Consider the following 26,980-nt stretch of genomic DNA (forward strand, 5'->3'; position numbering starts at 1 on the left):
CGTGGCACTCGCTATTCATGCGCACCCATCTCCACGGTCCGGCAACCGGCTGCCGCTTCGCCGATCATCGCGTCCCGGCGCAATAGCCCGGTTTCGCCGGGCATTCGAATCGGCTTGAACACCCGATCCGAAACCTCGATAGCGCGGCGCGCTGCGCTGCACTAGCGCGTGAGCAGCGCGCCAGCCTGCCGGCCGAGCACCGCGCGCAATGCGTCGAGTTCGGGCAGCGCGGCCGCTTCTTCCGGCGTGACGAGATAGGTCGTCACGCTGTCGAGATCGTCGAACGCGTGTGCACGCAGCTCCTTGCGCGCCACGTGCTCGGTCGTGATCCGCTTCGGCAGAATCGCGACGCCCATGCCGGCGGCCGCGCAGCCGAGGATCGCACCGAACGTGCCGAACGACGCCACCGACTCGATCGCGATGCCACGCGCCTTCAGCCAGTGCTCCGCCACCGCGCGATACGGGCAGCCGCCGTGAAACGCGAGCAGCCGCACCGTGTTGTCGGCCAGCACCTGCCGGCGCGTAACCGTGGCCGCGCTCACCAGCACCATCTCTTCGGCAAACGCCGGCTCGTAGCGCAACCCGGGCCGGACGACCGCACGCGCCGTGAGCGCGGCGTCGATCCGGCCGCGCAGCAACGCATCAGCCAGATCCGGCTCGCTGCCGATCTGCACCGCGAGGCCGAGCGCCGGATCGCGCGCCCTCAACGCAGCGGCGAGCGCCGGCAGCCGCGTGGCCGCCGTGCTTTCCATCGCGCCGAGCCGGAAACTGCGCGCGACCGGCGTCTCGCGCACCACCTGCGTCGCTTCGTCGACGAGGCGCAGGATACGGTCGCAATACGGGATCAGCCGGCGCCCGGCGTCGTTCAGCACCAGCCGCTTGCCGTACCGGTCGAACAGCGGCGCGTCGAGCGACGCTTCGAGCTGGCGCAACCGCGCGGTGACGTTCGACTGCGTACAGGCGAGCCGTTCGGCCGCGCGCAGCGCGCTGCCCTCCTGAACGACGGCCCGGAAGGTTTCGAGCAGCGGGATGTTCATATCACTTTCTCTTGTTACGGAATCAGCTTATATCATTTTACTTCGCTCATCATCCGGATTAGCCTGCGGATATCCGGTACCCGCCCGCCCTTTCGAGTAAACCGCATGCCATCCGCCGTCTGCCCCGGCTTCACCGCCGTTCACCACCGTCCCGAGGCGCCCCCGTGCGCGCGCTGATCGCCGCGCTGGTGCGGCGCGGCCCGACCGTGCTCGCATGCGGCGTCGGCCTCGGGCTGCTGGTGCCGCCGCTCGCGGACCTCGCGCGGCCGCTGATGCCCGTCACGGTGTTCCTGTTCGTGCTCGGCACGTTGCTGCGCATCGAGCCCGGCGTGGTGCGTGCGGTCGCGCGGCGGCCAGCCGTGTCGCTGTTGCTGCCCGCCGCGACGATGATCGCGTGCCCGGTCGCGCTCGGCATCGCCGCGCGGCTCGCCGGCATGCCGTACGACTGGGTCGTCGCGCTGGTGATCGCGTACTGCGCGCCGCCGTCGAGCGGCACGTCGACGATCGCGCGGATGCTGTCGCTCGACGCCAGCGTCGCGCTCGTCGCGACCCTCGCGTCGATGGTGTTCGTTCCGATCACCGCGCCGCTGCTGACGGCCTGGTTCAGCCACGATGCGGCCGTGTCGATCTCGCCGCTGAATCTCGCGTTGCGGCTCGCGTTGCTGATCGGCAGCGCCGAGGGTGTCGCGCTGCTCGTGCGGCGGTTCGCGGGTTCGCGGCTCGACCGCTATGCGACACCGATCGATGCAACCGTCGTCGCCGCGCTGCTGGTATTCGCGCTCGGCACGATGGCCGGCATGCAGCAATCGATCATCGACGCGCCGCACCGCGCGTTGAGCGCGATCGCACTCGCGTTCGCCGTCAATGCCGGGTTCCAGATCGTCGCGTACGGGCTCACGCCCGGCGACGTGCGCACGCGGCTCAATGTCGCGCTGATCGTCGCCAATCGCAACGTCGGCCTGATGTGGGCCGCGCTGGGGCTCGCCGCGACGCCCACCATGGCGCTCGTGTTCACGTGCGCGCAGTTGCCGATCTATACGCTGCCGCGTGTCGTCCAGCATCTGCTGCCGCGTCTCGAAGCGCAACGCCTGCGCCGGCGTGCGCGCTAGCCGGCATGCGCCGCGCGATTTCCCGACCCTTACCCGCCTACGTTCGCCATGACGACCCTGTTCTCCGCCGACTATCCGCGCACGCTGCGCACGTTGACCGACCGTTTCACGGCCGGTACCGCCACTCGTGTCGAGGCCTGGCTCTTCGAAGACGAAGCGGCGCGCCGCGATGCCGAGCGCACGCTGGCCGCCCGCGGCATCGACGCGGTGTTGCGCAGCGCGTACAAGCCGCTGGTGCATTTCTTCATCGAGGAATTCGCACCGCCGCGCGCTGGCCGGATCGTGATCCGCACGCCGGCGGGCGCACACCAGCGGTTCCGGCTCGAAGCGTATCCGCTCGCGGGCTGGCTCGCGCCGCTCGAATTCGCGTTCGAGCCCGGCGACGACCCGGCGCACTATCTCGTCGAAGCCGACGGAGCGACACACCGCGTCTTCGCGCCGAATGACGCGACCGCATCGCCGTGCGGCTGGCTGCGCGTGTGGAACGGCAGCACATTGATCGAGGACGTCCCGCTCGTCACCGAATTCGAGGCGGCCGCCGCCGCGACGCTGGACGCGCTGCGCGCGCATCCGTGGCCCGACCATGCGCCGTTCTTCGACATCCTGCGGATCGCGATCGCCACGTCGGGCATCGAACGGACGCTGCCGTATGGCGAGGAACTCGTCAGCACGCTCGACGCATGGCACGAAGACGCATACTACGGCGCAGCCGAATTCTTCCATGCGCTCGCGGGTCGCGACGCGTCCGACCGGACGCTGCAATCCGGGCAGATCGTGCCCGACATCACGCGCGCGCAGGGCGATACGACGCTTCGGATCACGCTTGAAACGCATGTGCGCGCGGCGACGGCCGAAGCCGCGGCCACCCCGGGCGAAGCGCTTGCGTCGCCGGACGCGCTCGCCGCGGTTGGCCAGCCGCTGTCGCCGCCCGACGTCGATCGCGCGCTCGACGCGCTGCCGGGAGAACGGTTCGCCGCCGCGTCGCATCAGGGGCGCGGCGTGAACGGCATTCATGTCCGCGGCGCATTGCCCGGGCTCGTCATCACCGCTGGCCAGCATGCCAACGAGACGTCGGGCGTCGTCGGCGCGCTGCGGGCTGCCCATGCGCTGAACCTGCGCCCGGATGCGCATTACGCGCTCGTGCCGCTCGAGAATCCGGACGGCGCCGCGCTGCATCACCACCTGCGCGCCACGCACCCGACGCACCTGTCCCATGCCGCGCGCTTTACCGCGCTCGGCGACGACCTCGAAGCCCGCACGCAACCGCCGTTCGGCGAAAAAGCCGCCCGGCTCGATGCGATCGAGCGCACCGGCGCGCGGCTGCACCTGAGCCTGCACGGCTACCCGGCGCACGACTGGACGCGGCCGCGCAGCGGCTACATCCCGCGCGGCAGCGAACTCTGGTCGATTCCGAAGGGCTTCTTCCTGATCCTGCGTCACCATGCAGGCTTCGACGGGCGGCCGTTCCTCGACGCATTGACCCGCGCGTTGGCGCAATCGGATGAACTCGTGGCGTTCAACGAACGGCAAATCCACGCGTGGCACGCGCACGCAGGCGATCTGCCGTTTCCGCGCATCAACGGGATTCCGTGTCATGTGGTCGAGGATCATCGGTCGACTGTGCCGTTCACGCTCGTCACCGAGTTTCCCGACGAAACGATTCAGGGCGACGCGTTCCGGCTGGCGCACACGACGCAGACGCGTGCGGTCGAACTGGCCGCCGAGTTGTACTGGGCCGGTCTGCTTGGATGACCGGCACGTTCGGATCTTCGTCACACAGGAGACCCGGGGCGGAACGGCAGAAGCGGTACCCCGGTCCGCAGAAAGCCGCACGAAAATGGGCGAAAACCGGGTGCCGTGCTCGGCAGCGCTACACCGCCGCCCGGTACGGCGGCCCTTTCAAGGGCGGTGAGTTGCCCGTCAGCTTACGCGTCGTACGCAAAATTGCGGACAGGCACCGTCACAAGCCACGCCCCAACAACTGCCCCGGCCAACCGTCCACGTCGAAGGTTGAAATTCGCTCATATCCGCAGGACTCGTAGAAGCGCGCCAGCGCGCCAGTCCCGCCGCCATAGCAGTCCACCCGCAAGCGCCCCACCCCGGCAGCCCGGGCGCGCTCATCCGCGAAGGCCATCAGACGCCGGCCGACACCGCGCGCCCGCGCATCGCGCGACGCAACCAGCACGCGCACATAGATTTCCGGCTCGGTCGCGGGCGGCACGTAGGGCATCGACTCGCCGAGGATCAATGCGCCCAGGACGCGGCCTTCCCGATCCTCTGCCACCCACGCGTCGGGCAGCGCACACGCTTCGGTCACGAGCGCAATCCGCTTGGGTTGCGTCGACCACGGCTCGCGGCCCCATTGCCCGTCGTTGCCGATGGAAACGAACCACGCAATCACGTCATCGAAAATCCCCAGCACGGCCGGAGCATCGAGCGCACTGGCACGACGAATCACGCGGTCGTCCGTTCCTGTCTCAGTCACGTTCCCCCTCCTGCGTCTGCGTCGTCGACCGGCGCACGGTTGCAAAGCCCGGGCGCCCGTCGAGCGCCACGATATCGACCCGGCTCTCGGCATCCGCATAGAGCGCTGCCACGAGCCAGGCCGTCCATTCGACACGGTGCTTCAGAACTTCAATCGGCTTTCTTCGAGAACGGATCCATCGTCGGATTGTCGTTCCATACGTATTCGGTTTCGCGTGCGATTTTATCGGCAGTCTGGCGGTTGTAGAGCTTTTCCACGAGGCCGATAGCCATATCGGTTCCCGCCGAAACACCCGACGAAGTGACATATTTCCCGTCGATCACCCAACGTGCGCTTCCTTGCCAAAGCACGCTACGGTCCTGATTGACGGCGAATTCATAAGCCAGTTTATTGGAGGTTGCTCGACGACCTTTGAGAATGCCGGCCTTCGCCAGAATCGCCGATCCGGTGCACACGGCGGTCGTCCATTCCGTTCCCTTGTCCTGCTTTCGAAGGAATTCGAGCAAGGCGGGATTGTGTACCTCTTTGCGCGCCCCCATGCCGCCGGGCACCATCAGAATGTCGAATTGAGGCGCGTCGTCAAACGAATACGTCGCGTTCGTCTCGACGCCCTGTGCCGACTTCACCAGCCCGCCATGCTGAGAAACCATGACGATCCGATAATCGGGCAAATTGCCCCACATCTCCACCGGCCCGAAGACATCGAGCGTTTCGAATTCGTCGAATAAAACGATTCCGATTGTTTTCTTTTGCATCGTCGCGGTCTTCGATGTCTTGTTCGCATCCATCTGGGCAGCGGAATCCTGCGAACGATTGGCGGCTTCAGCGGCTTGCAGATTATTTACACCCACCATCCCGCCGACGAAAATAACCCCGGACGCAACTGCGGCCGAAAATAGTCTGGAAGCAGCATGATGAAATACGGGTCTCATTCGCATTTTATTTTAAGGGGGTCTTTGGATCGCCGAAAGCTTACAAGAAGATTCATGGCCGTTCAATCGGGTAGCAAGCGCGACGCACCCGGCTGCGACAAAATACCGCGAATGCCGCCTTTCACGACAAAAATATACAATCGACGCGCTACATCGCAGGCACGAAGCGCCAGCCGCCCACTCTCGCTCGCCACCATGAACGCACCCGCTGATTCCCTCCCCTCCGCCTCGTCGGTACTCGGCGTCTATCGTCAACTGGCGGACCCGTCCGCCGGGCAATGGATCGTCAGCCGCTCCGAACGCGCGCACATGTACCGCATCCAGCATCACCGGCCCGATGGCAGCACATCGGTCGATACGGTCGTCGATGCGGACAACCTCGATGCGAAGCTGCACAAGTGGATCCAGGAAGGCTTCGTCCGGCGCGAAGCCGGCGACCGTGCGGCGCCCGCTCATCGCGGCGAGTTCATGCAGGACCTGCGCCGCGCGCAGTCGTCGCGACCCGTGGCGGCCGGCAGCGCAACGCACGTCGCGCACGTGGGCGGCGTGCCGATGCCGCGCGGGCCCGGCGGGCCGCTCGTGCCGCCGCCGAACCCGGCCTACCTGTTCACCGCGCGTGCGACGAACGTGCTGGAAGACATCGTCGAGAACCGGCGCATCCTGTTGATCGGCCACACCGGCACGGGCAAGACGAGCCTCATCGAGCAGGCCGCCGCGCTGGCCGGCCACGGCGTGCTGCGGTCGAACATGAACGGGCAGACGACGGTCGGCGATTTCGTCGGGTTCTGGACCGTCAAGGGCGGTGAGACGATCTGGGTCGACGGCGTGCTGCCGACCGCGATGCGCGACGGGCTGTGGCTCATCGTCGACGAGATCGACTTCGCGGAACCGGCGATCCTCGCGGTGCTGACCGCCGTGCTCGAACCGGCCGGACGCCTGCTGCTGAAGGAGAAAGGCAACGAGATCGTCGTCCCGCATCCATCGTTCCGGCTGTTCGCGACCGCCAATGCGGTGGGTGCGATGGGACAGTTCCGCCATCTGTACCAGGGCGCCAACGTGATGAACGAGGCGTTTCTCGACCGCTGGCGCGTGTACCGCCTCGACTATCTGCCGCCGCCCGACGAGGCGCGCGTGCTGCAGCGCACGTTCGGCGCGGCCATGACCACGGCGATGGCCGACACGCTTGCGGCGATCGCTGCCGACTGCCGCGCCGCGTTCGTCCGCGAGGATCTGGCCAGCGCGTTCTCGACACGGCGCCTGATCGACTGGGCCGAGCTGATGCTGCGCACCGGCGATCCCGAGTCGGCCGCCGGCCCGACGATCTACGCGAAGGTCGGCGCGGACGACGCCGACCTGATCCGCAGCATCATTCGCCACTACATCGACGTCGAGGCCTGACGCGATGGACCGGGACGACGACGCGCGGTCGCTCCACCTGACCCGGCTCGCCCGCACGCTCGCGCAACGGCACGGCATCGAGGTGCGGTTCGCGCGCCACGGGCCGGTCGCGCAGCGCGACCTGCTGGTGCTGCCCGACACGCTGCTCGCCGGCAACGTCGACGACGACGCGATCATCGGCCTCGTCGACCTCTACGCGGCACGCACCCGCTTCGGCGCAATCGATGACATTGCCGCGCTGGCGTCGCCCGCGGTGCGGGCCATTGCGCAGGCGATCGACGACCGGCGCGCGGCCGCTCGCCTCGCGTCGATCTATCCCGGCGCAATGGCGTTCCTGCGGCGGATGCGGGCGGCATCGGCCGCCGACACGCTTCCCCGGTGGCAGCGAATGGCGTGGCGCGACAGGCTGGTGTGGCGCATCGAACGTGCGCTGTGGGACGAATCGCCGTCCCCCATCGAGCGCGTGCAGTCGCTCGATGCGACGCTGGCCGCGTCGGGCGATCTCGTCGACGAAGCACGTGCCGCGACCTCGACCGCCGACAGCATCCGCGCCGCGCACCGGATCGTCGAACGCGTGCGCGCGCTCGCGTCGGCCGGCGCGAACAACCTGATGTTCACCGCCGATCCGGGCAGCACGATCGACAGCGACAGCATCGTCGCCGAATTCGAATCGGAAGGACCGGGCGCGCCGGACGACGCACGTGCGCCGGTTTCGGCCGAATCGAGCGCCGGTGCGATCGCCGACACGGAATTGTCGGCCGAAGCGCCGACGCCGGGCGACGCAACGCCCGGCACGATCCGTCTGTCCGCGGACAACCGGCCACTGCTGTCGGTCCCGCTGACCACCGCGTTCGACACGGTGACGGATTTCACCGGCCAGGGCGAACCGGCTCGCTGGCACCGCCTGCGAAGCGCGGCCCGCGCGCAAACCGAGCCGCTCAAGCTGCGACTCGAACGCGCGTTGAAAGTGGACGAGCAGACGCGCTGGAAGCGCGAACAGGAGCGCGGCGCGCTCGACCGGACGTCGCTCGCCCGCCTCGTCACCTCGCCCGGCTATCGCACGCCGTTCCGCGTCCGGCGCGCGGCGCCCGGGCGAGACGCGGCCGTCAGCCTGCTGATCGATTGCAGCGGGTCGATGGCCGGCAAGAAGATCGAGCTCGCCAGGCTGTGCGCGGCGGCGCTGTGCAATGCGCTGACGCAGCTCGGCTTCGCGTGCGAAGTGCTCGGCTACAGTTCCGTCGAGGATACCGCGATGCGCGCGCACTACCAGCGCTGGATCGACGCGGGCCGCGACACCTTCGGCTATAACCGGTTCGTCGAACGGCTCGACCTGCGCGTCTACAAGCGGTTCGATTCCGACAATCCGAGCGGCCTCGCCTGCATCGAATGCGGCCACGAGAATCCCGACGGCGAGGCGTTGAGCTGGGCCGCCGAGCGGCTGCTCGCGAAGCGAGCGCAGCGGCGCATCCTGATGGTACTGTCGGACGGCTATCCGGCAACCGGCGACGGCAACCCGGCGATCCTGCGCACCGACCTGCGCGCACGCGTCGATGCGCTGCGCGAGCGGCGCGTCGAACTGATCGGCGTCGGGATCCTCGACGCTTCGGTCGAAGCGTTCTATCCGGTCAGCAGCGTGGTCGAGCACCTGCACGAGCTGCCGGGCGCAGCGTTCAATGTGCTGAGCGATACGTTGCTGGACCGGCGCTAGAGGCTCGATGCAGACTTCGATTCGCACGGGCGTCACATCGGACGGTGAACATCGCCGATGGCAGCCTCGAATCGCTGCCGTCAAGCAGGCCCTTGCTTCCCGTTGCATTCGATCTGCCGACCGGTTCAGGTGCGCACGCGGCCGGCAGCACGAATCTTGCTCCGCGCCCCATTTCGATTTTCAACTCGACGGCGGATTCGGCTGCATCTTCCTGCTACGGTCGGCCGCCGGCACGAAACTGCACATGTCCAGGAAAAAAACCAGCCTCTGGTTGCGGCCTCTCGACCTGCTCTCCGTCGCAACCGGCACGCGCCCGGCGAAGCGCACGAACAAGCCACGACCGGCCGCCAAACGGGCGGTCAAGCCCGCCGTCGTCGCCCGTACCGCAACACGCCCGGGCACCGTGCATCCCGCCCGCGCACGGACGGACAAGGCGCCCGGCACGTGGCTCCGGTCGTTTCATTCCGCCGGCCCGAGTGCCGGCCGCTACGTGAACCACCTTGCATACGCGCTGTATCTGCCCGCCGCGCCCGCGACGACAGCCGGCATGCCGGCCGTCGTCATGCTGCACGGCTGCAAGCAGAGCGCCGAATCGTTTGCCACGGGCACGCGCATGTGCCGTCTCGCCGAGCGGTCGGGATTCGCCGTGCTGTTTCCCGAGCAAGCCAGGACGGCCCATGCGCACCGCTGCTGGCACTGGCATGGCGACGCGACGCAGTCCGAAGCCGCGGCCGTTGCGTCGCTGGTCGACGCAGTCGTGCGACAGCACGGATTCGACCGCGACCGGATCTACCTGGCCGGCATGTCCGCCGGTGCCGGGCTCGCCGCGGCACTGGCAATACGGTATCCCGATCGCTTCGCGGCAGTCGGACTGCACTCCGGCCCCGCCATCGCCCCGCCGTCGTCGACACTGGCGGCAATGAACCTGATGCGTCGAGGCCTGCGCGACGACCCGATACGCGCAGTCGAGGCCTGCGCCGACGTCGCCTCCTATCCCGGCATGCCGGCCCTTGTCATGCACGGCGCACTCGATACGGTCGTGACCGACCGAAACGCAACGCAGCTCGGCATCGCGTTCGCCCGGCTCAACCGGCTCGTCGATGAACACGGCGCGATGCGCGTTGGCGAGCAACGCATCCATGCGCGCGACGATGCCGACTATGTCGACTATCTCAAGGCCGGACGTCTCGTCGTCAGGGTCTGCATCGTCCGCCGGCTGCCGCATGCATGGAGCGGTGGCGACCCGCGCGAGCCGTTTCATTCCGCCACCGGGCCGGACGCCGCCGCGATGTTCTGGCATTTCTTTCGTCGCCAGCGCCGCAAGCGACTGCGGTGACGTGCGACAACCGCGCCGCCCCGTGGCGCACGACGCCGTCATGCGATCACGCCCGTTGCGCCAGCGCTGCCGCGTTCGCGCGATCGCCGGCCCGCCGGATCGGTATGCGGACGCAGAACGTCGTGCCGTGCCCGGGCTCGCTCGTCACGTCGATGGTGCCGCGATGGCGCTTGACGATCCCATGCGACACCGACAAGCCCAGCCCCGTGCCCTGCCCGACCGGCTTCGTCGTGAAGAACGGATCGAAGATCCGCCGGACGACATCGGGCGTCATGCCCGTTCCGGTGTCGCTGATCGCGATCGACACCTGCTCGCCGTCGCTCGACGTGCGGATCGTGATCACGCCGCGCTCGGGAATCGCGTGCGCCGCGTTCACCAGCAGGTTCATGAAGACCTGGTTCAACTGCGACGGCAGGCATTCGACCTGCGGCACGTCGCCGTAATCGCGCACGATCTCGGCCTTGTACTTGAGTTCGTTGTGGACGACGTTGAGCGTGCTTTCCAGGCCCGCGCGAAGATCGACCACGCTCCATTCGCCGCTGGCCGGACGCGAGAAATCGCGCAGATCCTGCACGATGCGCCGCACACGCAACGCGCCGTCGATCGATTCGTCGATCAGCGTCGCGATCTCGTCGCGCACATAGTCCAGATCCGCCGCGCGGCCCATCGCCGTCAGCGCGTCGCGCGTGGCCGGGTCGAGCTGCGGCAGCGCGGCTTCATGCGCGGCGATCACGTCGAGCAGACTGCGTACCCAGGTCTTCAACGTATTGAGGTTCGCGCTGACGAAGCCGATCGGATTGTTGATCTCGTGCGCGACACCGGCCGCGAGCTGGCCGATCGACGCGAGCTTTTCCGACTGCAGCAACTGCACGTGGGTTTCCTCGAGTACCTGCAACAGGCGCCGCTGCTCGTCCTTCTCCTGTTCGAGCCGCGCCTGCGCGGCCTTGCGTTCGTCGATCTCGGTCGCCATGTTTTCGCGCGTACGCTGCAGCATCGCCGTCGTCTGTTCGTAGCGGTGCAGCGCGCGTTCCAGTTCGGCGGTGCGCAATCGCACGAGCCGCTCGAGCGTATCGGTCATCCCGCGCAGGAAGGTTGTGCGCGCATCGAATCGGCTCAGCAGCAAAGTGACGACCAGTGTCCCCGTCGTAAACAGCGCGACGGTTGTTGCGAGCCACGGCGTATCGACTCCGTTCGCGGCTCCGCATCGCGCGTCCGGCGCGAAATGGGCGGCCGCCATCGCCGTGTAGTGCATGCCGGTAATGGCGATGCCCATCACGAAGGCCGCGCCGACCCGCTGGGCGGTCGCATGGCGCGCCTGCTGCACGCGCAGCGCCTGTGCGATCCACAACGCGGCCGTCGACGCGATCACCGCGATGCCGATCGACGCGGCGAACAACGCCGCATCGTAGCGAATGCCGGGCTGCATGCGCAGCGCGGCCATCCCCGTGTAATGCATGCCGGCGATCCCGCCGCCCATCAGCGCGCCGCCCGCGAGCAGCCGCCACCAGCCCAGCCGCGCGCGCGTGACGACCGTCAGCGCGAAGTACGACACGAGCACGGCAATCGCCAGCGATGCGCCTGTATCCGACAATGCGTAGCCGAGCGGAATCGGCAGCGAGAACGCGAGCATGCCGACGAAATGCATCGACCAGATGCCGGTACCCATCGCCATCGCACCGCCGCCCAGCCACGCCCGCTTGAGCTTCGGGTTGTCGAGCAGCGAAATGAAGGCAGCCAGGTCGAGTGTCGTATAGGAGGCCAGCGTCGCGATCGCGAGCGACAGCAGGACGAGCGGGAGATCGTAGGTGCCGTACATGATGAGCGCCCGAATCGAGGTGAGTGCGTTGCCGCAGCGCGCGATCGCGCACCGCGGCCAACAGGCCGCGTGTCCGGGCTCAGGCAGGGGCCGCGCCCGCGTTCGGCGCGTTCGGCACCGGCTTCGCCGCGGCCTGGCCGGCCAGCACGAGGATGTCGAACGACGTCCCCTCGCGCGTCTCGAAGCGGCGCACGAGCTCGATCTGGTGCGCCGACATCACGCTGCCCTTGGTCATCAGCAGCACGCCGCGATGCGTGCGCAGATCGTCGGCGAGCTGCATCCCTTCGCGCAGCTGCGCGGACTTGATCTCCGCGACGGACGCCGCGATGCCGAGACTCGCCGGGTCCTGCAGCAGTTCGATCAGGCGGTCGACGATCCGCGGGTCGTAACGCACGCCGGCCTGCGAGCGCAACGCGTCGATCGCCTGCTCGACCGAATGCGGCGCACCGATGTCGCCGTTGCGCAGCCCTTCGAAGTCGCGCACGATCGCCACGATCCGCGAGCCGAGCGGAATCGAGTCGCCCGCCAGGCCGTCCGGCGTGCCGCGTCCGTTGAAGCGTTCGTACTGGTGCAGCACGATCGACGCGACCTTGTGCAGTTGCGCGACCGGCGTCAGCACCATCTGCGCGCGCAGCGGATGCTGCTGGAACAGGCCGTGCTCTTCGGCCGTCATCTTCGCGAGCGGCTTGCGCAGCAATTCGTCCGGCAACGACAGCTTGCCGATGCCGTGCAGCAGCCCTGCGAAATAGACGTCCTGCGCATGCAGCTCGCTCATCCCGGATGCCAGCGCGAGCCGCCGCGCAATCTCGCCGACCCGCATCGCGTGACCGCTGGCCGACCCGCAGCGCATCTCGATCATGCTCGCGCAGACCTGGACCATCGCGGTGAAACTGCTTTTCAGGTCGCGTTGCGCGGCTTCGAGAAACATCACGGTCTGGCCGAGTTCCTCCGTGCGTGCGCGAACCTGCGTTTCGAGTTCCGTGTTGAAACGGCGCAGCGCTTCGTTCTGTTCTTCCGTCAGCGCGGCCAGCCGGGCCGCTTCGCGCCGCAAATGCCGCTGCTCCAGCGCGTGTTCGATGGTCAGCAGCAGGTCGTGATCGTCCCACGGCTTGTTCAGGTAGCGATATACGCCGCCTTCGTTGACGGCCTGCACGACCGACGCGATCTCGGCATAGCCGGTCAGCAGGATGCGCATCGTATCCGGGTAGCGCGCCCGTGCACGGGCCAGGAACTCCGCGCCGCTCATGCCCGGCATCCGCATGTCGGACACGATCAGGTCGACTTCGGTCGACGCCAGTATCTCGAGGGCGGCCTCGCCGCTTTCCGCGGTCAGGATCGCGTAGCCCGCGGGCCGGAACACGCGCTTGAGCGCCGACAGCACGCTCGGCTCGTCGTCGACCAGCAGGATCGACGGCACGCCACCCGCATCGTCGGATGTCGCTGCCGCCCCGTTCGTTTCAGGCGATACCGCATTCGGTCCGTTTGTTGCAGATGTCGTCATGATGAGCCTCGGAGCATGTATTTATAGTCTCTCTGCATCAACGGCACGCGCCGCGCATTCCGTATCCGGGAAAACGCTGATGCGCTCGCCCGGATCGCACCGCGGATGCGTCGCCGCAGTGCGTGGCCGCATGCGGCCTACACGGTTGCCGAACCCGGTTCGCGCACGTAGTAGATGTCCCACTCCGCTTCGTCGGCCTGCACGAAGCCGTGCCGCGCATAGAAGCGGTTCGACGCGCTGCCGCGCAGCGCACCGACACGAACGGTCACGCGCTTCTCATCCGCATCGGCAAGGATGCTGCGCAGCACGGCCGCGCCGATGCCCTTTCCCTGATGCGCGGGCGCAATGTACAGATGGTCGAGCTGCCAGTGGTCTTCCTGCGGCCGAACCACGAAAAAGCCCGCATTCACACCATCGGCTTCGATGAAGCGGCATAGCGCCGGGTCGAACGACGCGAGAAAGCGTTCGCGCGCACGCTGGGGATCGAAGCGGCCGACACGCTCGAGGCTGTCGCGCATCGCGGCGATGCGGATCGCGACCAGCGTTTCGGCGTCGGATCGGGTGGCGAGAGGAAAGGTCAGGTTCATGGGCGGGTTGCGCTCGTGCGAAGAAAACGCCCGGCATCGCGGCGCGGGCGTCGAAGCCTGCTCGCGCCGCCGGCACGCGTGCGTCAGGGCGTCTCGATGCCTTCCGCCCGCGTCGCCAGGAATCGCAGGTACTTGCCGTCCTCGTCCTCGAACAGCTCCGGCCCGCCGCCCATGTACGCGCGCATCAGCTCGTCCGCCGCGCGATCGAGATTGCCCAGTTCGAACTGGCATTGGCCGAGCCGCAGGTGCAGGAACGGGTTGCCGATCGCGTTGGGGAAATGCATCGCCTCGCCGAGCGTGTCGCGTCCGGCCGCGTAGTCCTCCAGATAGAAATTCGCGTCGCCGATCGCGGCCATCAACCAGGTTCCGGCTTCCCAATTGGTCTTGGGTTCGGGAAGCAGGTCGAAACCCGCCCGGAATTTCGCCAGCGCGCCTGCGTAGTCGCCGTCTTCCATCAATGCATCGCCCGCGTCGCTCAGCGCGCCGATCCGTTCGTACAGCGCGTTGTCCAGTTCTGCCATGTCGAGTCCCTGTTCCGGAGTTGAAAGCGGCCCGGTGCGGCCGGTGGTTGCGATACGATCGCGGCGATTGTGTGCAGTTTTGCCGTCCTGCGCGTTCACTCGGCCGGCATTCATCCAGCATACCCGAGCCGTATGACGCGCGCGTCTCGACTTTCGGCGCATCTCTGCGGCGTCGGCTCGTGAACCCAACAAGACTCGTATCAGGATGCTACGCTGACGGATGCCTTGAGCCGCCGTGCCCCACCCGTTTGCGCAACCGGCGCGATCATACGCGGCGACGGTTTTTCATATGACGTGGCGATCTCATGCGTGTCGCCACGCCCAGCGAAGACGGATGTGGTTGTGGCGCGGCGACCGCCGTGGCACGATGCCGGGTTCGATTGCGCAGTGAAAGGGAGCTGGAAGCGATGTTGTCTTGCCGACTGAGGTGGTACGCGCTTGCGACGTCCAGCCTGCTGCGCAGGCATTGGCAGGCACTGTTCCTGTTGATTCTGCTGTTGCTGCCGGCAATGCCGGTGTTTTCGCAGACACGCATCCTGGGCGCCCCCGTACTCGAAGCGCTGGCCCCATCGCATGGCATCGAATGGCGGTTCGCGTGGGTGCACCTGCTCGAAGCCGTCGGCATCGTGTGGGTATTGGCGCAGCGCACCGCGATCACCGGCGGGCCGTTCGTCACCTTCCTTGCATCTTTGCCCGTCCCCGACAGCCGCCGTCGTCTCGTCGACACCCTCGTCGTGATCATCGCGAGTACGCCGCTGTTGCTGCCCGTATTGGCGGCCGCCATCGCGCTCGCCTTCGTGCCGCAGAAGGCGGTCAACTACCTGTTCGTGTTCGACCTGTTCCTGATTACGCTGGGATGGCAACTGACCGCGCTGTCGCGCAATATGCGCGACGCGATCGCGTTGATCGTTGCCAATGCCTTCCTCGTCGGCGGCTTCCACGCCGAGGGTGCGTTGCGTCCGGTGTTGCTGATCGTGGCATTGTTGCTCGCGGCATTCACGATTGCGCATACCGCCGCCGCGTCGTCCGCTCGGTCGAGAACGCCGGGCGCATGCGCGCGTCGCGTCACGCATGCCATCCGCGCCCGTGTGCGGAATGGGCTTTCGCCAATCGCCACGCTGCAAATCGGCATCCTGCGGGACCGTGCCGCGAGCACCGTCGGACACTGCCTGATGATGGGTGCGGTCGCCGCCGCAACAGGGTTCCTGCTTGCACTCTGGGATTTCGACAAGCGCGCCGTGCCGCTGACGCTGATGGCGCAGGCCGTCATTGCACTCATCGCCGCGACGACCTATCGCGATTTGCGGGCGGCTCACCAGCGTGCGGCTCACTTCATGCGGTCGCTGCCGCTGTCGGCCTTCGCGAAGCGCCGCGCCGACTGGCTGACCGTTGTCGCGCTGGCGCTGCCGTTCGCCGCGATCGCACCGCTGCTGCTGGTGCTGCACGGCGTGCTGTCGTCGCAGATGGCGGCAGCGCTCGTCTGCTCGGGCGCACCGCTCGTCGCATTACACTATCTGCCGCAACGCTACGCGTCCCGACAATCCGTGTTGCTGGGCGTCCTGCTGACCGTGATCTGGGTCACGCTCACCTGGCCAATTTTCATTTGATCGACTGATTCATGCTCCGCTTCGACAATCTCGGCAAGCGCTACGACAAGCGCGTCATCTTCCAGAGACTCCACTACGCATCCGGTGCCGGATGTGTCGCGCTGTGCGACGAAAACGGCAGTGGCAAATCGACGTTGCTCGCCATTCTCGCCGGCACGATCGACGCGGACGAAGGCGAGGTGTGGCTCGGCGGCCATTCGCTGCGCACCGCGCCGCTCGATGCGAAATCCGCACTGGCGTACGTGCCCGACGATTGCCTCGCGTATCCGTTTCAGACCGGTCGTGAATTTCTCGACCTCGTGGCGGCTGCCAAGAATACAGCTGTCGATACCCGCACGCTCGAGCTGGCGGATCGATTCGGGCTGGCCCCGCATTTGGAGAAGCGTTTCGAGCAGATGTCGCTCGGCACGCGCAAGAAACTGTTCCTGACGGCGACGACGCTCGGTGCGCCCACCGTCGTGATCGCCGACGAACCGGGCAACGGGCTCGATGCGGCGTCGCGTGCGGTGCTGATCGATCTGTTCAAGACGTTGGCCAAGGACCGTGCCGTCTTTTTTTCGAGTCACGATCCGGCGCTGGCGCGCGCGTGCGACGCCAGGATCACCAATTTCGCGGAGCTTGGATTCGCTGGATAGACGGTATCTTCACCGGCTCAGTCACGGTGATGAATCGGGTGTGGCTGCTGTACGGAGGGGGATCTGCGCACCGACAATCGATCGTCGTCATTTTCCGGAAGGAAGTGCGAAACAGAGCCTGCCGCCTCGCACTTCCGTGACCTTCCCGATGCAGATGTCCGGCGTGCCGGGCCCCGATCAACCGACTGTCCGACACCCCAGCCGCTTATCGTTGGACCCGCGCACGTGCCCGAACACGCGCCCCGTCAGGCCTTCAACGCCCCAAACACCTCGTCCAGCATCTTCTTCGCGTCGCCGAACAGCATCCGGTTGTTGTCCTTGTAGAACAGCGGATTGTCGACGCCCGCATAGCCGGACGCCATGCTGCGCTTCATCACGATCGAGGTCTTCGCCTTCCACACCTCGAGCACCGGCATGCCGGCGATCGGGCTGCCCGGATCTTCCTGCGCCGCCGGGTTCACGATGTCGTTCGCGCCGATCACCATCGACACGTCGGCTTCGGGGAAATCGCCGTTGATCTCGTCCATCTCCATCACGATGTCGTAAGGCACCTTCGCCTCGGCGAGCAGCACGTTCATGTGCCCCGGCATGCGGCCGGCCACCGGATGGATCGCGAAACGCACGTCGACGCCCTTCTCGCGCAGCACCTTCGTGAGTTCGTGCACGGTGTGCTGGGCTTGCGCCACGGCCATCCCATACCCGGGCACGATGATCACGCTCTTCGCGTCGCGCAGCAGTTCGGCCGTTTCCAGCGCGCTCACCGCCACCACTTCGCCGGCCGGCTGCGCACCCGCGCCCGACGCCGCGGGCGCACCGCTGCCGGTACCGAAGCCGCCCGCAATCACGCTGATGAAGTTGCGGTTCATCGCGCGGCACATGATGTACGACAGGATCGCACCCGACGAGCCCACCAGTGCGCCGATCACGATCAGCAGGTCGTTGCCGAGCATGAAGCCGGTGGCCGCCGCCGCCCACCCCGAGTAGCTGTTGAGCATCGACACCACGACGGGCATGTCCGCGCCGCCGATCGCCATCACCATGTGCACGCCGAACAGCAGCGACACCACCGTCATCACGATGAGCGGCGTCAGGCCGTCCTGGACCGTCTCCGCATGCAGGAACGCGCGGCCGAACACGATCACCACCACCAGTGCAGCCAGGTTGAGCCAGTGACGTGCCGGCAGCAGCAGCGGCTTGCCACCGATCTTGCCGGAGAGCTTGCCGAACGCAATCACCGAGCCCGCGAAGGTCACCGCGCCGATCAGGATGCCGACGTAGATTTCCACTTCGTGGATCGCGTGCTCGGCACCCGTGAACTGCACCGACGTATCGATGTAACTCGCGAAGCCCACCAGACACGCGGCCAGACCGACCAGGCTGTGCATCAGCGCAACCAGCTCGGGCATCTGCGTCATCTGCACCTTCTTCGCGGCGATGAGGCCGACCGCGCCGCCGACGACCAGTGCCGCCACGATATACGGAATGCCCTCGGCGGAAACGCGCGGGCCGAGTACGGTCGCGAGCACCGCGATCAGCATGCCGATCATGCCGAGCAGGTTGCCGCGGCGCGCGGTCTCGGGATTGGCCAGCCCGCCGAGGCTGAGGATGAAGAGGATGGCCGCGCCGATATAGGAGACGGTAGTCAGATTGGAAGTCATGGTTGTCGTCTCCTTACTTGCGGAACATCGCCAGCATACGGCGCGTCACCGCGAAGCCGCCGAACATGTTGACGGCCGTGAGCGTCAGCGCGCCCACCGCCAGGCCCAGGATCAGCCCCGACGGGCGGCCCTCCGCCGCCGCATCGCCCAATGGCGGCGCGACCTGCACCAGCGCGCCGATCGCGATGATCGACGAGATCGCATTGGTGACGCTCATCAGCGGCGTATGCAGCGACGGCGTGACGTTCCAGATCACCATGTAGCCGACGAAGCAGGCCAGCACGAACACCGTGAAGTGCGACAGGAACGTGGCCGGCGCGAACTGGCCGACCAGCAGGAACGCCAGTGCGCCGACGGCGAACGTGATGGCGAGCGACTTGGCCGACATCGGTGCGCCGCTGCCGTGACCGTGGCCCTTGGAGACGGCTGCCGCGACCGGCGGCGCGGCGGGTTTCGGTGCGGCGGCCGGCTGCTGGATCGGCGGCGGCGGCCAGGTCACGTTGCCTTCCTTGATGACCGTGAGGCCGCGGATCGCGTCGTCATTGAAGTCGACGTTGATCGTGCCGTCCTTGTTCTTGCACAGCTCCTCGGCCACGCGCAGCAGGTTGGTCGCATACAGCGTCGACGACTGGCGTGCCAGGCGCGACGCGAGATCCGTATAGCCGACGATGGTCACGCCGTGACGCACCACCGCCTCGCCCGGCACCGTCAACTCGCAGTTGCCGCCTTGCTCGCCGGCCATGTCGACGATCACGCTGCCCGGCTTCATCGATTGCACCATCTCGGCCGTAATGAGCTTCGGTGCCGGCTTGCCGGGAATCAGCGCGGTGGTGATGATGATGTCCGCCTCCTTGGCCTGCTGCGCGTACATCGCGCGCTGCGCCTGCTGGAAGCCTTCGCTCATCACCTTCGCGTAGCCGCCGCCGCCCGAGCCCTCTTCCTCGTAGTCGACCTTGACGAATTCGCCGCCCAGCGACTTGACCTGGTCGGCAACTTCCGCGCGCGTGTCGTTGGCGCGCACGATCGCGCCGAGGCCCGCGGCCGTGCCGATCGCCGCGAGACCGGCGACGCCCGCGCCGGCGATGAACACCTTGGCCGGCGGCACCTTGCCCGCAGCCGTGATCTGCCCGTTGAAGTAACGGCCGAATGCGTGGGCCGCCTCGATAACGGCACGGTAGCCGCTCACGCCGGCCATCGACGTGAGCGCATCCATCTTCTGCGCGCGCGACAGCGTGCGCGGCAACGAATCGATCGCCAGCACCGTGGCCCGCTTGGCGGCCAGCTGCTGCATCAGTTCAGGGTTCTGGGCCGGCCAGACGAAGCCGATCAGCGTGCCACCCTCACGCATCAGCGCGACTTCTTCGCTGCTCGGCGGGCGCACCTTGAAAACGATATCGCTGCGTCCCCATAGATCGGCAGCCGTCGCCACGACTTCGGCCCCGGCCGTACGGTAGTCGTCGTCGCTGAAGTTCGCGCCGGTGCCGGCACCGCTTTGCACGGCCACCGAGAACCCGAGCTTGATCAGCTTTTCGACCACGTCGGGAACGGTCGCTACGCGCCGCTCCTCGTGGGCCGTCTCCAGAGGGACCCCAATCAGTAATGTCATATCCTGAACTGTCAGTAGTGGCCGTCGCAAGGAATTACGGCCTGCGTTTCACGTCACCCAACTCAATCCATCCGTGTACGACTTTGCTTCGCGCGCAGCTTGGCACTGCCGCGCGGATTTCACAAACGGTCCATCCTCTAATCGATCGTCTTGTCAGATCAACCCGGTTCATGCTGTTGTCTGATTTTCCTGACGAATATCCGGCCTCTGTTCCGATCGGATAAGAACTGCGAAGCATATCCCGTGCCAGAGTCTTTCCGAAATTTATATTTTGAATCGACGCGCATTCAATCCATGAATCCCCTGTCTGGACACGACGGGCCGGCCACCTTCCGTCCATTCTCCGGGGCCGTCCCGCTCGCGGTCTAGCCCTGCGCCAACCGTCGCTCCATCTTCACGATCTCGAGCTCGACCTGGCTGCGCCCGTGCGAAAAACGCCCCTGCCCGACGACCTCGAACCCGTGTCGTTCATAGAACGGCCGGGCGTTCGTGGTGGCTTCGAGATACGCGCGCGCGTGGCCGCCGTTCGCGATCTTGGAGACCGCATGCGTGAGCAACATGGCGCCAACGCCGCCCCCCGCCGAATGGCCGCGGACGAACAGCTTGGTGACCTCCTCGCCCGCCGTCTCGACGAAGCCGCATATTCCGCCGTCGTCGGCGACCCAGATCGCGCCATCGGCGACGGCGGCCAGGTACATCGAAGGATCCCGCCCGTCCAGCCAGCCCTCGATCTGTTGCTGCGTGTAATGGCCGGCGCAAAGATTGACGACCGAGTCGCGGTGTACCGCGTAGATGTCTCCAACGTCTTTTGCAACGGCGGCCCGAATCACCGGGGAATTCATTCGATTGGCTCCCTGAGGCACGTAGTTCGAGTTGTACAAGACTGCTGATTTTTTTGAGGCCACGACAGCGAGACCTGGCGGCAGGAATCGGTTTCATCGCGCATCCCCCGCTCGCCGGCACGATGCGATGTGTCGCGTCACGACGACGCACGCCGCGTCGCACGGAGATCTTCCGTGCAACCGAGTTTAAACGAGGATGTGGCGTATTCCGGTTAAACCCTGCAACGCTCACCCGCGCGCAGCGTCGACATGCGCACGCATGCGGCGCGCACCCGCCTCCGGCATGCATGTCGACATGTGGATGCGCATCGCGCAAAACCGCGAGCAAGCCGATACGCGAACCGGGATCACGCCATTCCGCCACCTCGAACCGATCTCGCCCGCTCGCGCCCGTTCGCGCCGTTCAGGCCTGCCGCACTAGATCAGCTCGGCGACGCGCACGATGACGAGCGCGGCCGGAACGAGCAGCGCCTGCGCGCACAACGTGCCGAGCACGCGCGCGCCCGCGAGTGTCGTGATGGCCCGCCGGAAGCTGTTTTCCGAGATTCGCCCTTCGATGACGTCGTCGGTCATGACGGACACCTGCGGGTCGATGACGACCGCCAGCACGACGGTCGCGAAACCGTTGATGACGGACGACAGGTTCGCGCATGTCACTCTCAGATCGGGCTTCAGGTAGCCCGCATACAGCGACGCGAACACGCCGACCGTCCAGATCGCCATCGCGGCAACGTTCAACGCGATGACGCGCCACGACACGCCCGTATTCGCGGCCAATTGCGTGACGTTCTGGCTCGAGGGCAGTCGTGCGCCGACGCGAAGCGTGTTGATCCCTGCGCGACTGCACGCGTCCAGCAGCAGGCGCGGAATCGAGCGGTTCGCCTGGAAGTGTTCGACGGCGCGACTGAAATAACGCTGGAACGTCGGGATCAGGAATGTCCCGACAATGGTCGCTACGGTTGCGGACAGCAGGAACCACCGGAAGTCGGCCAGCAACCCGCTCCCCATCCGATGCGCGATGTCGATTTCAACCCGTTTCGCGATGAACGGCCCCTGAAACGAATTGGCCGTTCGGGACACCAGCGCGATGATCCCGAACAACGAGAACGACAACGCGATGCGACGCGTGCGAACGCCGGCGATCCGCACCGCATACGCGAGTGTCGCGATCACATGGATGACGAAGGTAAGCCCGCAGATGATCCAAAGCTGACTGTCCATGCTGGTGCCGCGTGCGTGACGGGATTACGAGTGTACCCGAGCCCTGCCCGCGCCCGGCGCATCGGCCGGGTGAGGCCGCCTTCGCAGGCGTAACGGTTGGGCGACGCGCGTCAGGCGCTACCGCGCGGGGCCAATCCCCGCGCCTCATTCAGCATCCATGTCGCGAATGCCTGCAACGGACCCTCGGCCAGTTCGATCGGCTCGGGCAGGACGAGGCAGAAGTTTTTCGTAATCGACTTGCCAGCCGGCCAGGGCGCGACCAGCCGGCCCTGCTCGAGCTCCGCGTCGATGTAAAGGCGCGGCGCCAGCGCGACGCCCAGGCCGGCCAGCGCCGCTTCGATCAGCATCGAATGGAGATCGTAACGCGCGCCGACCGCCGAATTGGTCAGCACGATGCCGGCCTCCTGCGCATAAGCCTGCCACGCGTCCGGGTTTTGTCGCCGGTGCAGACGCGGCAGTGCATCCAGCGACGGGTTCGCCCCGGCACCGGCGAGCAGCGCCGGGCTGCAGACGGGCACCAGCACTTCCTCCAGCAGCGGATGCAGATGCATCCCCGCCCATGCCGGATGCTCGAAATGAATGGCGGCGTCGAAACCGCTCCCGGTCAGCAGGAACGGTTCCATCCGCTCGGCGATATGCACTGTGATATGTGGATGCCGGTCTTGAAAGTGCTTCAGCCGGGGGATCAGCCAGCGGGTGGCAAAGGTTGGAATGGCGGCGATATCGATGCTCGCGCCTTCGATGGGCTGGCCCATCAGGTACAGGCTGTCCCGTTCCAGCCGATCCAGAATCTCGCGCACCTGCACCGCGTATCGCGCGCCGTTCGGCGCCAGCCGTACCCGATTGCCGATCCGCTCGAACAGCGTGACGCCCAGGAACGCCTCCAGCCGGCCGATCTGACGGCTAACGGCGCCCTCCGTCCGCGCCAGCTCTTCGGCGGCTCGGGCAAAGCTGCCGTGTCGGGCCGCGGCTTCGAACGCCTGGAGCGCGGAATTGCTTGGGATCTTGCGGGGCATGGGCGTCTCGACGGTCAGGGTGTGCTTGCCGTCAGCTTGAGCAAATGTCACTGAAGGCTGACTTTATTTCGTTTTATCGGGTGGAAATGCGAGCTTAGCATTACGTTACCGCACTGAACATCGACGGTTCGCAGATGGATGTGCATCCTGTTCAAAGGACAACGTGATGATCTACACCGTGGAATGCAGCTTCGCCGACCTTGGCAGCGAAGCCGAATGGAACGACTTCTACAGCCTCGAAAAACTGCCCGCACTGATCTCGGTAACAGGGTTTCACACGTCGCAGCGGTTCAAGGCGATCAGCGGTGGTTGCCCTGTCTATCTGGCGATCCACACGATCGACGGGCTCGATGTGCTGACCGGCGATGAATATCGCCGGAAAGGCGGCGGCAATTTCGCGAAGTGGCAGCAGCACATCACCGACTGGCATCGGAATCTCTACAGCGATATCGGTTTTGCGCCGGCGGTAAAGGACGGCGAATACCTCGCGCTGTGTGCCGGCGGCGCGGATCCGCTGATCCGGTTGGGCCTCGAACCGCTGGCCATGCAGGCCGTTGCGCTGGAGAAGTTTCCGGAGCGCCGGTGGCTCGCCGTCCTGCCACGCGACAGCGCTCAGCTTGTCGAGAATCTTCCTGAAGGCATTCACCTTTACGCGCCGATGACGCCGCAACTGACCAGCGCGCACGCCCTTTCCGCTGCGCAGGAGTAAGCCCGCGATGCCGAACGTCACTTTCTCGATCGATGCGAACCGGATGCCGGCTGATGACAGTCTTGCCGAACTGTCGCGCGACTGCGTCGAGCTCTGTACGCAAGTGCTTGAAGCGGCGCCCAAGAACGTCCACGTCATTTTTCTGGAAGCTCGGCATGGGCATGGACATCCCGTCTTCGCAGACGTCCGGTATCGCGTAGGGACGTCTCGCACGCCGGCAGTCATGAACCGCTTCATGGAAGCGCTGGATCACGCGATCGTTCGCCGCACCGGCCTCACCGCGCGCATTCGGTGTTTTGGTTACACCGCGACGAACCTTCACGCCCGCAACTAGCCGATCCGGAGAAACACGATGTCCACACTCAATTTTCCCGGTCAGCAAGTCGGGGATTTCACGATCACGGCCATCAGCGATGGCTACCTCACTGCCAGCCTCGACTTTCTATCGAACATCGACTCGGCCGACGCATCAAGAATGCAGCATGAAGCCGGGCAGAAAGCGCCAGACACCGTGCATATCAATTGCTATGTCGTACGCGGCGCGGGCCGTACCGTCCTCATCGACGGGGGCGCGGGCGGGTTCAAGCAATGGGGTGGCCAACTCCGGACGAACCTGGTGCTTGCCGGTATCGAACCCGCTGCGATCGACACCATCCTGCTGACCCACGCGCATCCCGATCACGTCGGAGGGCTGGTGAATGATGCAGGGCGGGCCGCGTTTCCGAATGCGGAGCTGGTGGTGCATCGGCGCGAGGTCAGGTTCTGGCGGGACGACGGCAATCTGAGCCGCGCCAGCGAGCGGGCGCGCGGTAACTTCGTCAAAGCGCGTCAGGTGTTCGATGCCTATGGCGACACGCTCCGTCTGTTCGACTCGGGTCAGGTGCTCCCCGGCATCAGCGCGCTGCCGCTGCCGGGACATACCGATGGACACACCGGATATGTGCTCGAATCCCGCGATCAAAGCCTGCTTGTGTGGGGGGACGTGGTTCATTTTCCGCATATCCAGGTTCAACGGCCGGACGTATCGATTGCGTTCGATCACGATGCGTCGCTGGCGGTGGCGACGCGGTCACGGCTTCTCGATCAGGTCAGCGCGGAGGGGCTGTTGATCGCCGGCATGCATCTGGGGGAACTCGGGTTCGCACGCATCGAGCGGACGAGTGACGGGTATGGCTTGCTTTACGAGAACGAAGGCTGACAGCATCGGTGTACTGACGTGCGATGCCAACACCTGGCGTCGAAATGCAAGAGTCGCCCGTTTAACCGAGTGGCGCTTTTTGAGGGTTATACGACCTTTGCGCCATCCGCTTCGCGTTCCATACTTCGCGTGGAAGATCGAGCCGAGCAACGCACATCGACGCAATTGCGCCATGTGCCTTCGGCCCGATCCATCACGACATAGAAAGGAGCAGAAGATGAGACTTAAAAACAAGGCGGCGTTGATCACCGGCGGCACCAGCGGCATCGGTCTTGCAACCGCGAAGCTGTTCATTGCGGAAGGCGCTCGCGTAGCAGTGACGGGGCGCGACGATGCGGTGTTCGAACGTGTGAAGGCCGAACTCGGCGAGCATGCGCTCGTTCTCAAGGGCGACGTCCGTTCGATCGACGACATGCGCGCGATTGCCGCCGAGGTCAACGAGAAGTTCGGTGGCCTGGATGTCGTGTTCGCGAACGCCGGCTGGGCTTTCCCGTCCGCAGTCAACGACATCGATGACGCACTCTATGACGAGATCATGGACATCAACGTCAAGGGCGTGGTGTTCACGCTTCAGGCGGTGCTGCCGGACTTGCGAGCAGGCGCGTCGGTCATTCTCAATACCTCGTTCGTCGCGCAGACCGGCAAGCATGGCATCTCGTTGACCGCGGCAGCGAAGGCCGCCGTGCGATCGCTTGCCCGCAGTTGGTCCTACGAATTTCTCGACCGGAAAATCCGCTTCAACGCGATCGCGCCCGGCCCGATCGACACGCCGCTGCTCGGCAGATGGGGCATGCCCGACGAATGGGTTCGCGACCGCAAGGCCGCGTTCGCCGAAGCCATTCCAGTGGGCCGCATGGGCACGGCCGACGACATCGCCTACGCGGCACTCTATCTCGCCAGCGACGAATCCTCGTACGTCGTCGGCACCGAGCTGGTCGTCGATGGCGGCGCCTCGCAGCTTTGAGCCTGCGGCGCCCGTTTCCAGAGCCCTGCACGTCATCCCGGCTCATCCACCCATCCGATCTCACGCCCGCCACGCTTTTCGTCGCGGCGGTGATTCCATCCGGCCCAGCCTGCTTGCGCTCGCAGCGGGGCCGACATGCAAGGAGAAGCGATCTTGACCGACCGTAGCGAAAACCATGCTTCCGGACAGCCCCTCACCCAAGCAGGCCGCTCGCGCCGCGATATGCTCAAGTTTGGCGGCGTCGCGACCCTCGGCGCCGTCCTCGGTGGCGGAGCCTTGCTGGGGCACACAACCCCTGCGCTTGCGCAGACAGGCAGCGCAGGCGCACTTTCCCCGAATGACCCGCTCAATATCCTGATCGTCAATTACGATGGCGGGACGCTGCTCGACTTCGCCGGGCCCAGCGAGATTTTCCATCGGCTACCGAATACGAACGTTCGCTACGCGAGCCTCGATGGCGGCAACGTGACGCTCGAATTCGGCGTCGTGTACGGCAACACCGAACGACTGGCCGATATCGACAAGACCGACGTGCTCCTGGTCCCCGGCGGGTCCGACCTGTCGGCGCCGATGCGCCCCGCGTATCAAGCGCAGATCCGGCGTCTGGCAGAAAGCGCGAAGCACGTGACGTCGGTTTGCAACGGATCGCTCGTGCTCGCCGCGACGGGCGTTCTCAAGGGCAAGCGCAGTGCCTGCCATTGGGCATTCGTCAACAAGCTGGCCGAATATGGCGCCATCCCCGTGCCCGATCGCTTCGTGGAAGACGACAACGGCCGGTTCATGAGCGGTGGCGGCGTGACGGCGGGCATCGACTTCGCACTGCGCGTGGCAGCGAAGCTGCGCGGGCCGCAGGCCGCCGAATTCACGCAACTCGCGATCGAATATGATCCCGCGCCGCCGTTCCACTCCGGTCATCCCAGGGACGCGCGGCCCGAAATCATCGCGATGGTCGACAAGAAACTGCCCGGTGCATCCAGGGGGCTCGCACGCGTCCCGGGCGTTCGTTGAGCCGCTTGCTGGCGATGTAAGCACGACCAGCTTCAGATCTCGATGATCACCGCTGCCGACGTTGCCGGCTCCAACCGGCAAACTTC

24 protein-coding genes are annotated in these 26,980 nt (G+C 66.1%); 12 read left to right on the top strand and 12 right to left on the bottom strand.

Annotated features, from left to right (window positions below):
• Nucleotides 1-161: 161 nt before the first annotated feature.
• The gene (locus tag BDO18943_RS00095) at nt 162-1,037 is read right to left on the bottom strand and encodes a LysR family transcriptional regulator (protein WP_175020672.1); all 876 of its coding nucleotides are present in this window, start codon (nt 1,035-1,037) and stop codon (nt 162-164) included.
• A gap of 164 nt (nt 1,038-1,201) precedes the next feature.
• On the opposite strand from BDO18943_RS00095, the gene BDO18943_RS00100 reads away from it, so the two are divergent.
• Together BDO18943_RS00100 and BDO18943_RS00105 are read left to right on the top strand one after the other, a co-directional pair.
• Nucleotides 1,202-2,146, top strand: coding sequence for a hypothetical protein (locus BDO18943_RS00100; RefSeq protein WP_175020673.1), 945 nt, complete (start codon nt 1,202-1,204; stop codon nt 2,144-2,146).
• Between the two features lie 48 nt (nt 2,147-2,194).
• The gene (locus tag BDO18943_RS00105; protein ID WP_175020674.1) at nt 2,195-3,898 is read left to right on the top strand and encodes a M14 family metallopeptidase; all 1,704 of its coding nucleotides are present in this window, start codon (nt 2,195-2,197) and stop codon (nt 3,896-3,898) included.
• A 208-nt stretch (nt 3,899-4,106) separates the two neighbouring features.
• Here the strand turns inward: BDO18943_RS00105 and BDO18943_RS00110 are convergent, their stop codons facing one another.
• Both BDO18943_RS00110 and BDO18943_RS00115 read right to left on the bottom strand, forming a co-directional pair.
• Entirely contained in the window at nt 4,107-4,631 is a 525-nt protein-coding gene (locus tag BDO18943_RS00110) for a GNAT family N-acetyltransferase (RefSeq protein WP_175020675.1), read from the bottom strand.
• A gap of 149 nt (nt 4,632-4,780) precedes the next feature.
• Complete coding sequence (locus BDO18943_RS00115) at nt 4,781-5,563, bottom strand: DJ-1/PfpI family protein (RefSeq protein WP_235995713.1); 783 nt, start codon at nt 5,561-5,563, stop codon at nt 4,781-4,783.
• A gap of 195 nt (nt 5,564-5,758) precedes the next feature.
• On the opposite strand from BDO18943_RS00115, the gene BDO18943_RS00120 reads away from it, so the two are divergent.
• The 3 genes from BDO18943_RS00120 to BDO18943_RS00130 all read left to right on the top strand — a co-directional run bounded on the left by BDO18943_RS00120 (nt 5,759) and on the right by BDO18943_RS00130 (nt 10,005).
• On the top strand, nt 5,759-6,961 hold the full coding sequence (locus tag BDO18943_RS00120; protein ID WP_175020676.1) for an AAA family ATPase: 1,203 nt from the start codon (nt 5,759-5,761) through the stop codon (nt 6,959-6,961).
• A 4-nt stretch (nt 6,962-6,965) separates the two neighbouring features.
• On the top strand, nt 6,966-8,669 hold the full coding sequence (locus tag BDO18943_RS00125; RefSeq protein ID WP_175020677.1) for a cobaltochelatase CobT-related protein: 1,704 nt from the start codon (nt 6,966-6,968) through the stop codon (nt 8,667-8,669).
• Between the two features lie 244 nt (nt 8,670-8,913).
• Nucleotides 8,914-10,005 carry an extracellular catalytic domain type 1 short-chain-length polyhydroxyalkanoate depolymerase gene (locus tag BDO18943_RS00130; protein ID WP_175020678.1) on the top strand — a complete coding sequence of 364 codons (1,092 nt, stop codon included), beginning with the start codon at nt 8,914-8,916 and terminating at the stop codon, nt 10,003-10,005.
• Nucleotides 10,006-10,051: 46 nt separating this feature from the next.
• Here the strand turns inward: BDO18943_RS00130 and BDO18943_RS00135 are convergent, their stop codons facing one another.
• The 4 genes from BDO18943_RS00135 to BDO18943_RS00150 all read right to left on the bottom strand — a co-directional run bounded on the left by BDO18943_RS00135 (nt 10,052) and on the right by BDO18943_RS00150 (nt 14,430).
• Nucleotides 10,052-11,821, bottom strand: a complete 1,770-nt coding sequence (locus BDO18943_RS00135) for a histidine kinase (RefSeq protein WP_175020679.1) — start codon at nt 11,819-11,821, stop codon at nt 10,052-10,054.
• A gap of 79 nt (nt 11,822-11,900) precedes the next feature.
• Nucleotides 11,901-13,322 (bottom strand): HD domain-containing phosphohydrolase, encoded by a 1,422-nt coding sequence (locus tag BDO18943_RS00140; protein WP_175020680.1) that lies wholly within the window; start codon nt 13,320-13,322, stop codon nt 11,901-11,903.
• A gap of 137 nt (nt 13,323-13,459) precedes the next feature.
• Nucleotides 13,460-13,909: a GNAT family N-acetyltransferase gene (locus BDO18943_RS00145; protein WP_175020681.1), complete on the bottom strand. Its 450-nt coding sequence runs from the start codon at nt 13,907-13,909 to the stop codon at nt 13,460-13,462.
• Nucleotides 13,910-13,992: 83 nt separating this feature from the next.
• Nucleotides 13,993-14,430: a tetratricopeptide repeat protein gene (locus BDO18943_RS00150; protein ID WP_175020682.1), complete on the bottom strand. Its 438-nt coding sequence runs from the start codon at nt 14,428-14,430 to the stop codon at nt 13,993-13,995.
• A 305-nt stretch (nt 14,431-14,735) separates the two neighbouring features.
• Here BDO18943_RS00150 and BDO18943_RS00155 point away from each other — a divergent pair, with 305 nt between their 5' ends.
• On the top strand, nt 14,736-16,037 hold the full coding sequence (locus BDO18943_RS00155; protein WP_175020683.1) for a hypothetical protein: 1,302 nt from the start codon (nt 14,736-14,738) through the stop codon (nt 16,035-16,037).
• Between the two features lie 11 nt (nt 16,038-16,048).
• The gene (locus BDO18943_RS00160; RefSeq protein ID WP_175020684.1) at nt 16,049-16,672 is read left to right on the top strand and encodes an ABC transporter ATP-binding protein; all 624 of its coding nucleotides are present in this window, start codon (nt 16,049-16,051) and stop codon (nt 16,670-16,672) included.
• A gap of 245 nt (nt 16,673-16,917) precedes the next feature.
• Here the strand turns inward: BDO18943_RS00160 and pntB are convergent, their stop codons facing one another.
• From pntB to BDO18943_RS00185, 5 genes are all read right to left on the bottom strand, one after another.
• The gene (pntB, locus tag BDO18943_RS00165) at nt 16,918-18,330 is read right to left on the bottom strand and encodes a Re/Si-specific NAD(P)(+) transhydrogenase subunit beta (RefSeq protein WP_175020685.1); all 1,413 of its coding nucleotides are present in this window, start codon (nt 18,328-18,330) and stop codon (nt 16,918-16,920) included.
• A gap of 13 nt (nt 18,331-18,343) precedes the next feature.
• Nucleotides 18,344-19,936: a Re/Si-specific NAD(P)(+) transhydrogenase subunit alpha gene (locus tag BDO18943_RS00170; RefSeq protein WP_175020686.1), complete on the bottom strand. Its 1,593-nt coding sequence runs from the start codon at nt 19,934-19,936 to the stop codon at nt 18,344-18,346.
• 365 nt (nt 19,937-20,301) lie between these two features.
• Complete coding sequence (locus tag BDO18943_RS00175; protein WP_175020687.1) at nt 20,302-20,778, bottom strand: GNAT family N-acetyltransferase; 477 nt, start codon at nt 20,776-20,778, stop codon at nt 20,302-20,304.
• 417 nt (nt 20,779-21,195) lie between these two features.
• Nucleotides 21,196-21,999, bottom strand: a complete 804-nt coding sequence (locus tag BDO18943_RS00180; RefSeq protein WP_175020688.1) for a lipid II flippase Amj family protein — start codon at nt 21,997-21,999, stop codon at nt 21,196-21,198.
• Nucleotides 22,000-22,109: 110 nt separating this feature from the next.
• Nucleotides 22,110-23,015, bottom strand: a complete 906-nt coding sequence (locus BDO18943_RS00185; RefSeq protein WP_175020689.1) for a LysR substrate-binding domain-containing protein — start codon at nt 23,013-23,015, stop codon at nt 22,110-22,112.
• A gap of 166 nt (nt 23,016-23,181) precedes the next feature.
• On the opposite strand from BDO18943_RS00185, the gene BDO18943_RS00190 reads away from it, so the two are divergent.
• From BDO18943_RS00190 to BDO18943_RS00210, 5 genes are all read left to right on the top strand, one after another.
• Nucleotides 23,182-23,724 (top strand): sugar ABC transporter, encoded by a 543-nt coding sequence (locus tag BDO18943_RS00190; RefSeq protein WP_175020690.1) that lies wholly within the window; start codon nt 23,182-23,184, stop codon nt 23,722-23,724.
• Nucleotides 23,725-23,731: 7 nt separating this feature from the next.
• Entirely contained in the window at nt 23,732-24,058 is a 327-nt protein-coding gene (locus BDO18943_RS00195; protein WP_175020691.1) for a hypothetical protein, read from the top strand.
• 18 nt (nt 24,059-24,076) lie between these two features.
• The gene (locus BDO18943_RS00200) at nt 24,077-24,922 is read left to right on the top strand and encodes an MBL fold metallo-hydrolase (protein WP_175020692.1); all 846 of its coding nucleotides are present in this window, start codon (nt 24,077-24,079) and stop codon (nt 24,920-24,922) included.
• 217 nt (nt 24,923-25,139) lie between these two features.
• Complete coding sequence (locus tag BDO18943_RS00205; RefSeq protein WP_175020940.1) at nt 25,140-25,886, top strand: SDR family oxidoreductase; 747 nt, start codon at nt 25,140-25,142, stop codon at nt 25,884-25,886.
• Between the two features lie 153 nt (nt 25,887-26,039).
• The gene (locus tag BDO18943_RS00210; RefSeq protein ID WP_175020693.1) at nt 26,040-26,894 is read left to right on the top strand and encodes a DJ-1/PfpI family protein; all 855 of its coding nucleotides are present in this window, start codon (nt 26,040-26,042) and stop codon (nt 26,892-26,894) included.
• Nucleotides 26,895-26,980 lie beyond the last annotated feature (86 nt).

The organism is Burkholderia aenigmatica (genome assembly GCF_902499175.1).
In the GTDB taxonomy this organism is placed as follows: Bacteria; Pseudomonadota; Gammaproteobacteria; order Burkholderiales; family Burkholderiaceae; genus Burkholderia; species Burkholderia aenigmatica.

Bases quoted from the DNA above. Each gene is read 5' to 3' on its own strand.
- BDO18943_RS00095 (WP_175020672.1), bottom strand. From the start codon at position 1,037: ATGAACATCCCGCTGCTCGAAACCTTCCGGGCCGTCGTTCAGGAGGGC.
- BDO18943_RS00105 (WP_175020674.1), top strand. From the start codon at position 2,195: ATGACGACCCTGTTCTCCGCCGACTATCCGCGCACGCTGCGCACGTTG.
- BDO18943_RS00115 (WP_235995713.1), bottom strand. From the start codon at position 5,563: ATGAGACCCGTATTTCATCATGCTGCTTCCAGACTATTTTCGGCCGCA.
- BDO18943_RS00120 (WP_175020676.1), top strand. From the start codon at position 5,759: ATGAACGCACCCGCTGATTCCCTCCCCTCCGCCTCGTCGGTACTCGGC.
- BDO18943_RS00125 (WP_175020677.1), top strand. From the start codon at position 6,966: ATGGACCGGGACGACGACGCGCGGTCGCTCCACCTGACCCGGCTCGCC.
- BDO18943_RS00130 (WP_175020678.1), top strand. From the start codon at position 8,914: ATGTCCAGGAAAAAAACCAGCCTCTGGTTGCGGCCTCTCGACCTGCTC.
- BDO18943_RS00135 (WP_175020679.1), bottom strand. From the start codon at position 11,821: ATGTACGGCACCTACGATCTCCCGCTCGTCCTGCTGTCGCTCGCGATC.
- BDO18943_RS00140 (WP_175020680.1), bottom strand. From the start codon at position 13,322: ATGACGACATCTGCAACAAACGGACCGAATGCGGTATCGCCTGAAACG.
- BDO18943_RS00145 (WP_175020681.1), bottom strand. From the start codon at position 13,909: ATGAACCTGACCTTTCCTCTCGCCACCCGATCCGACGCCGAAACGCTG.
- BDO18943_RS00150 (WP_175020682.1), bottom strand. From the start codon at position 14,430: ATGGCAGAACTGGACAACGCGCTGTACGAACGGATCGGCGCGCTGAGC.
- BDO18943_RS00155 (WP_175020683.1), top strand. From the start codon at position 14,736: ATGCGTGTCGCCACGCCCAGCGAAGACGGATGTGGTTGTGGCGCGGCG.
- BDO18943_RS00160 (WP_175020684.1), top strand. From the start codon at position 16,049: ATGCTCCGCTTCGACAATCTCGGCAAGCGCTACGACAAGCGCGTCATC.
- pntB (WP_175020685.1), bottom strand. From the start codon at position 18,330: ATGACTTCCAATCTGACTACCGTCTCCTATATCGGCGCGGCCATCCTC.
- BDO18943_RS00170 (WP_175020686.1), bottom strand. From the start codon at position 19,936: ATGACATTACTGATTGGGGTCCCTCTGGAGACGGCCCACGAGGAGCGG.
- BDO18943_RS00175 (WP_175020687.1), bottom strand. From the start codon at position 20,778: ATGAATTCCCCGGTGATTCGGGCCGCCGTTGCAAAAGACGTTGGAGAC.
- BDO18943_RS00180 (WP_175020688.1), bottom strand. From the start codon at position 21,999: ATGGACAGTCAGCTTTGGATCATCTGCGGGCTTACCTTCGTCATCCAT.
- BDO18943_RS00185 (WP_175020689.1), bottom strand. From the start codon at position 23,015: ATGCCCCGCAAGATCCCAAGCAATTCCGCGCTCCAGGCGTTCGAAGCC.
- BDO18943_RS00190 (WP_175020690.1), top strand. From the start codon at position 23,182: ATGATCTACACCGTGGAATGCAGCTTCGCCGACCTTGGCAGCGAAGCC.
- BDO18943_RS00195 (WP_175020691.1), top strand. From the start codon at position 23,732: ATGCCGAACGTCACTTTCTCGATCGATGCGAACCGGATGCCGGCTGAT.
- BDO18943_RS00200 (WP_175020692.1), top strand. From the start codon at position 24,077: ATGTCCACACTCAATTTTCCCGGTCAGCAAGTCGGGGATTTCACGATC.
- BDO18943_RS00205 (WP_175020940.1), top strand. From the start codon at position 25,140: ATGAGACTTAAAAACAAGGCGGCGTTGATCACCGGCGGCACCAGCGGC.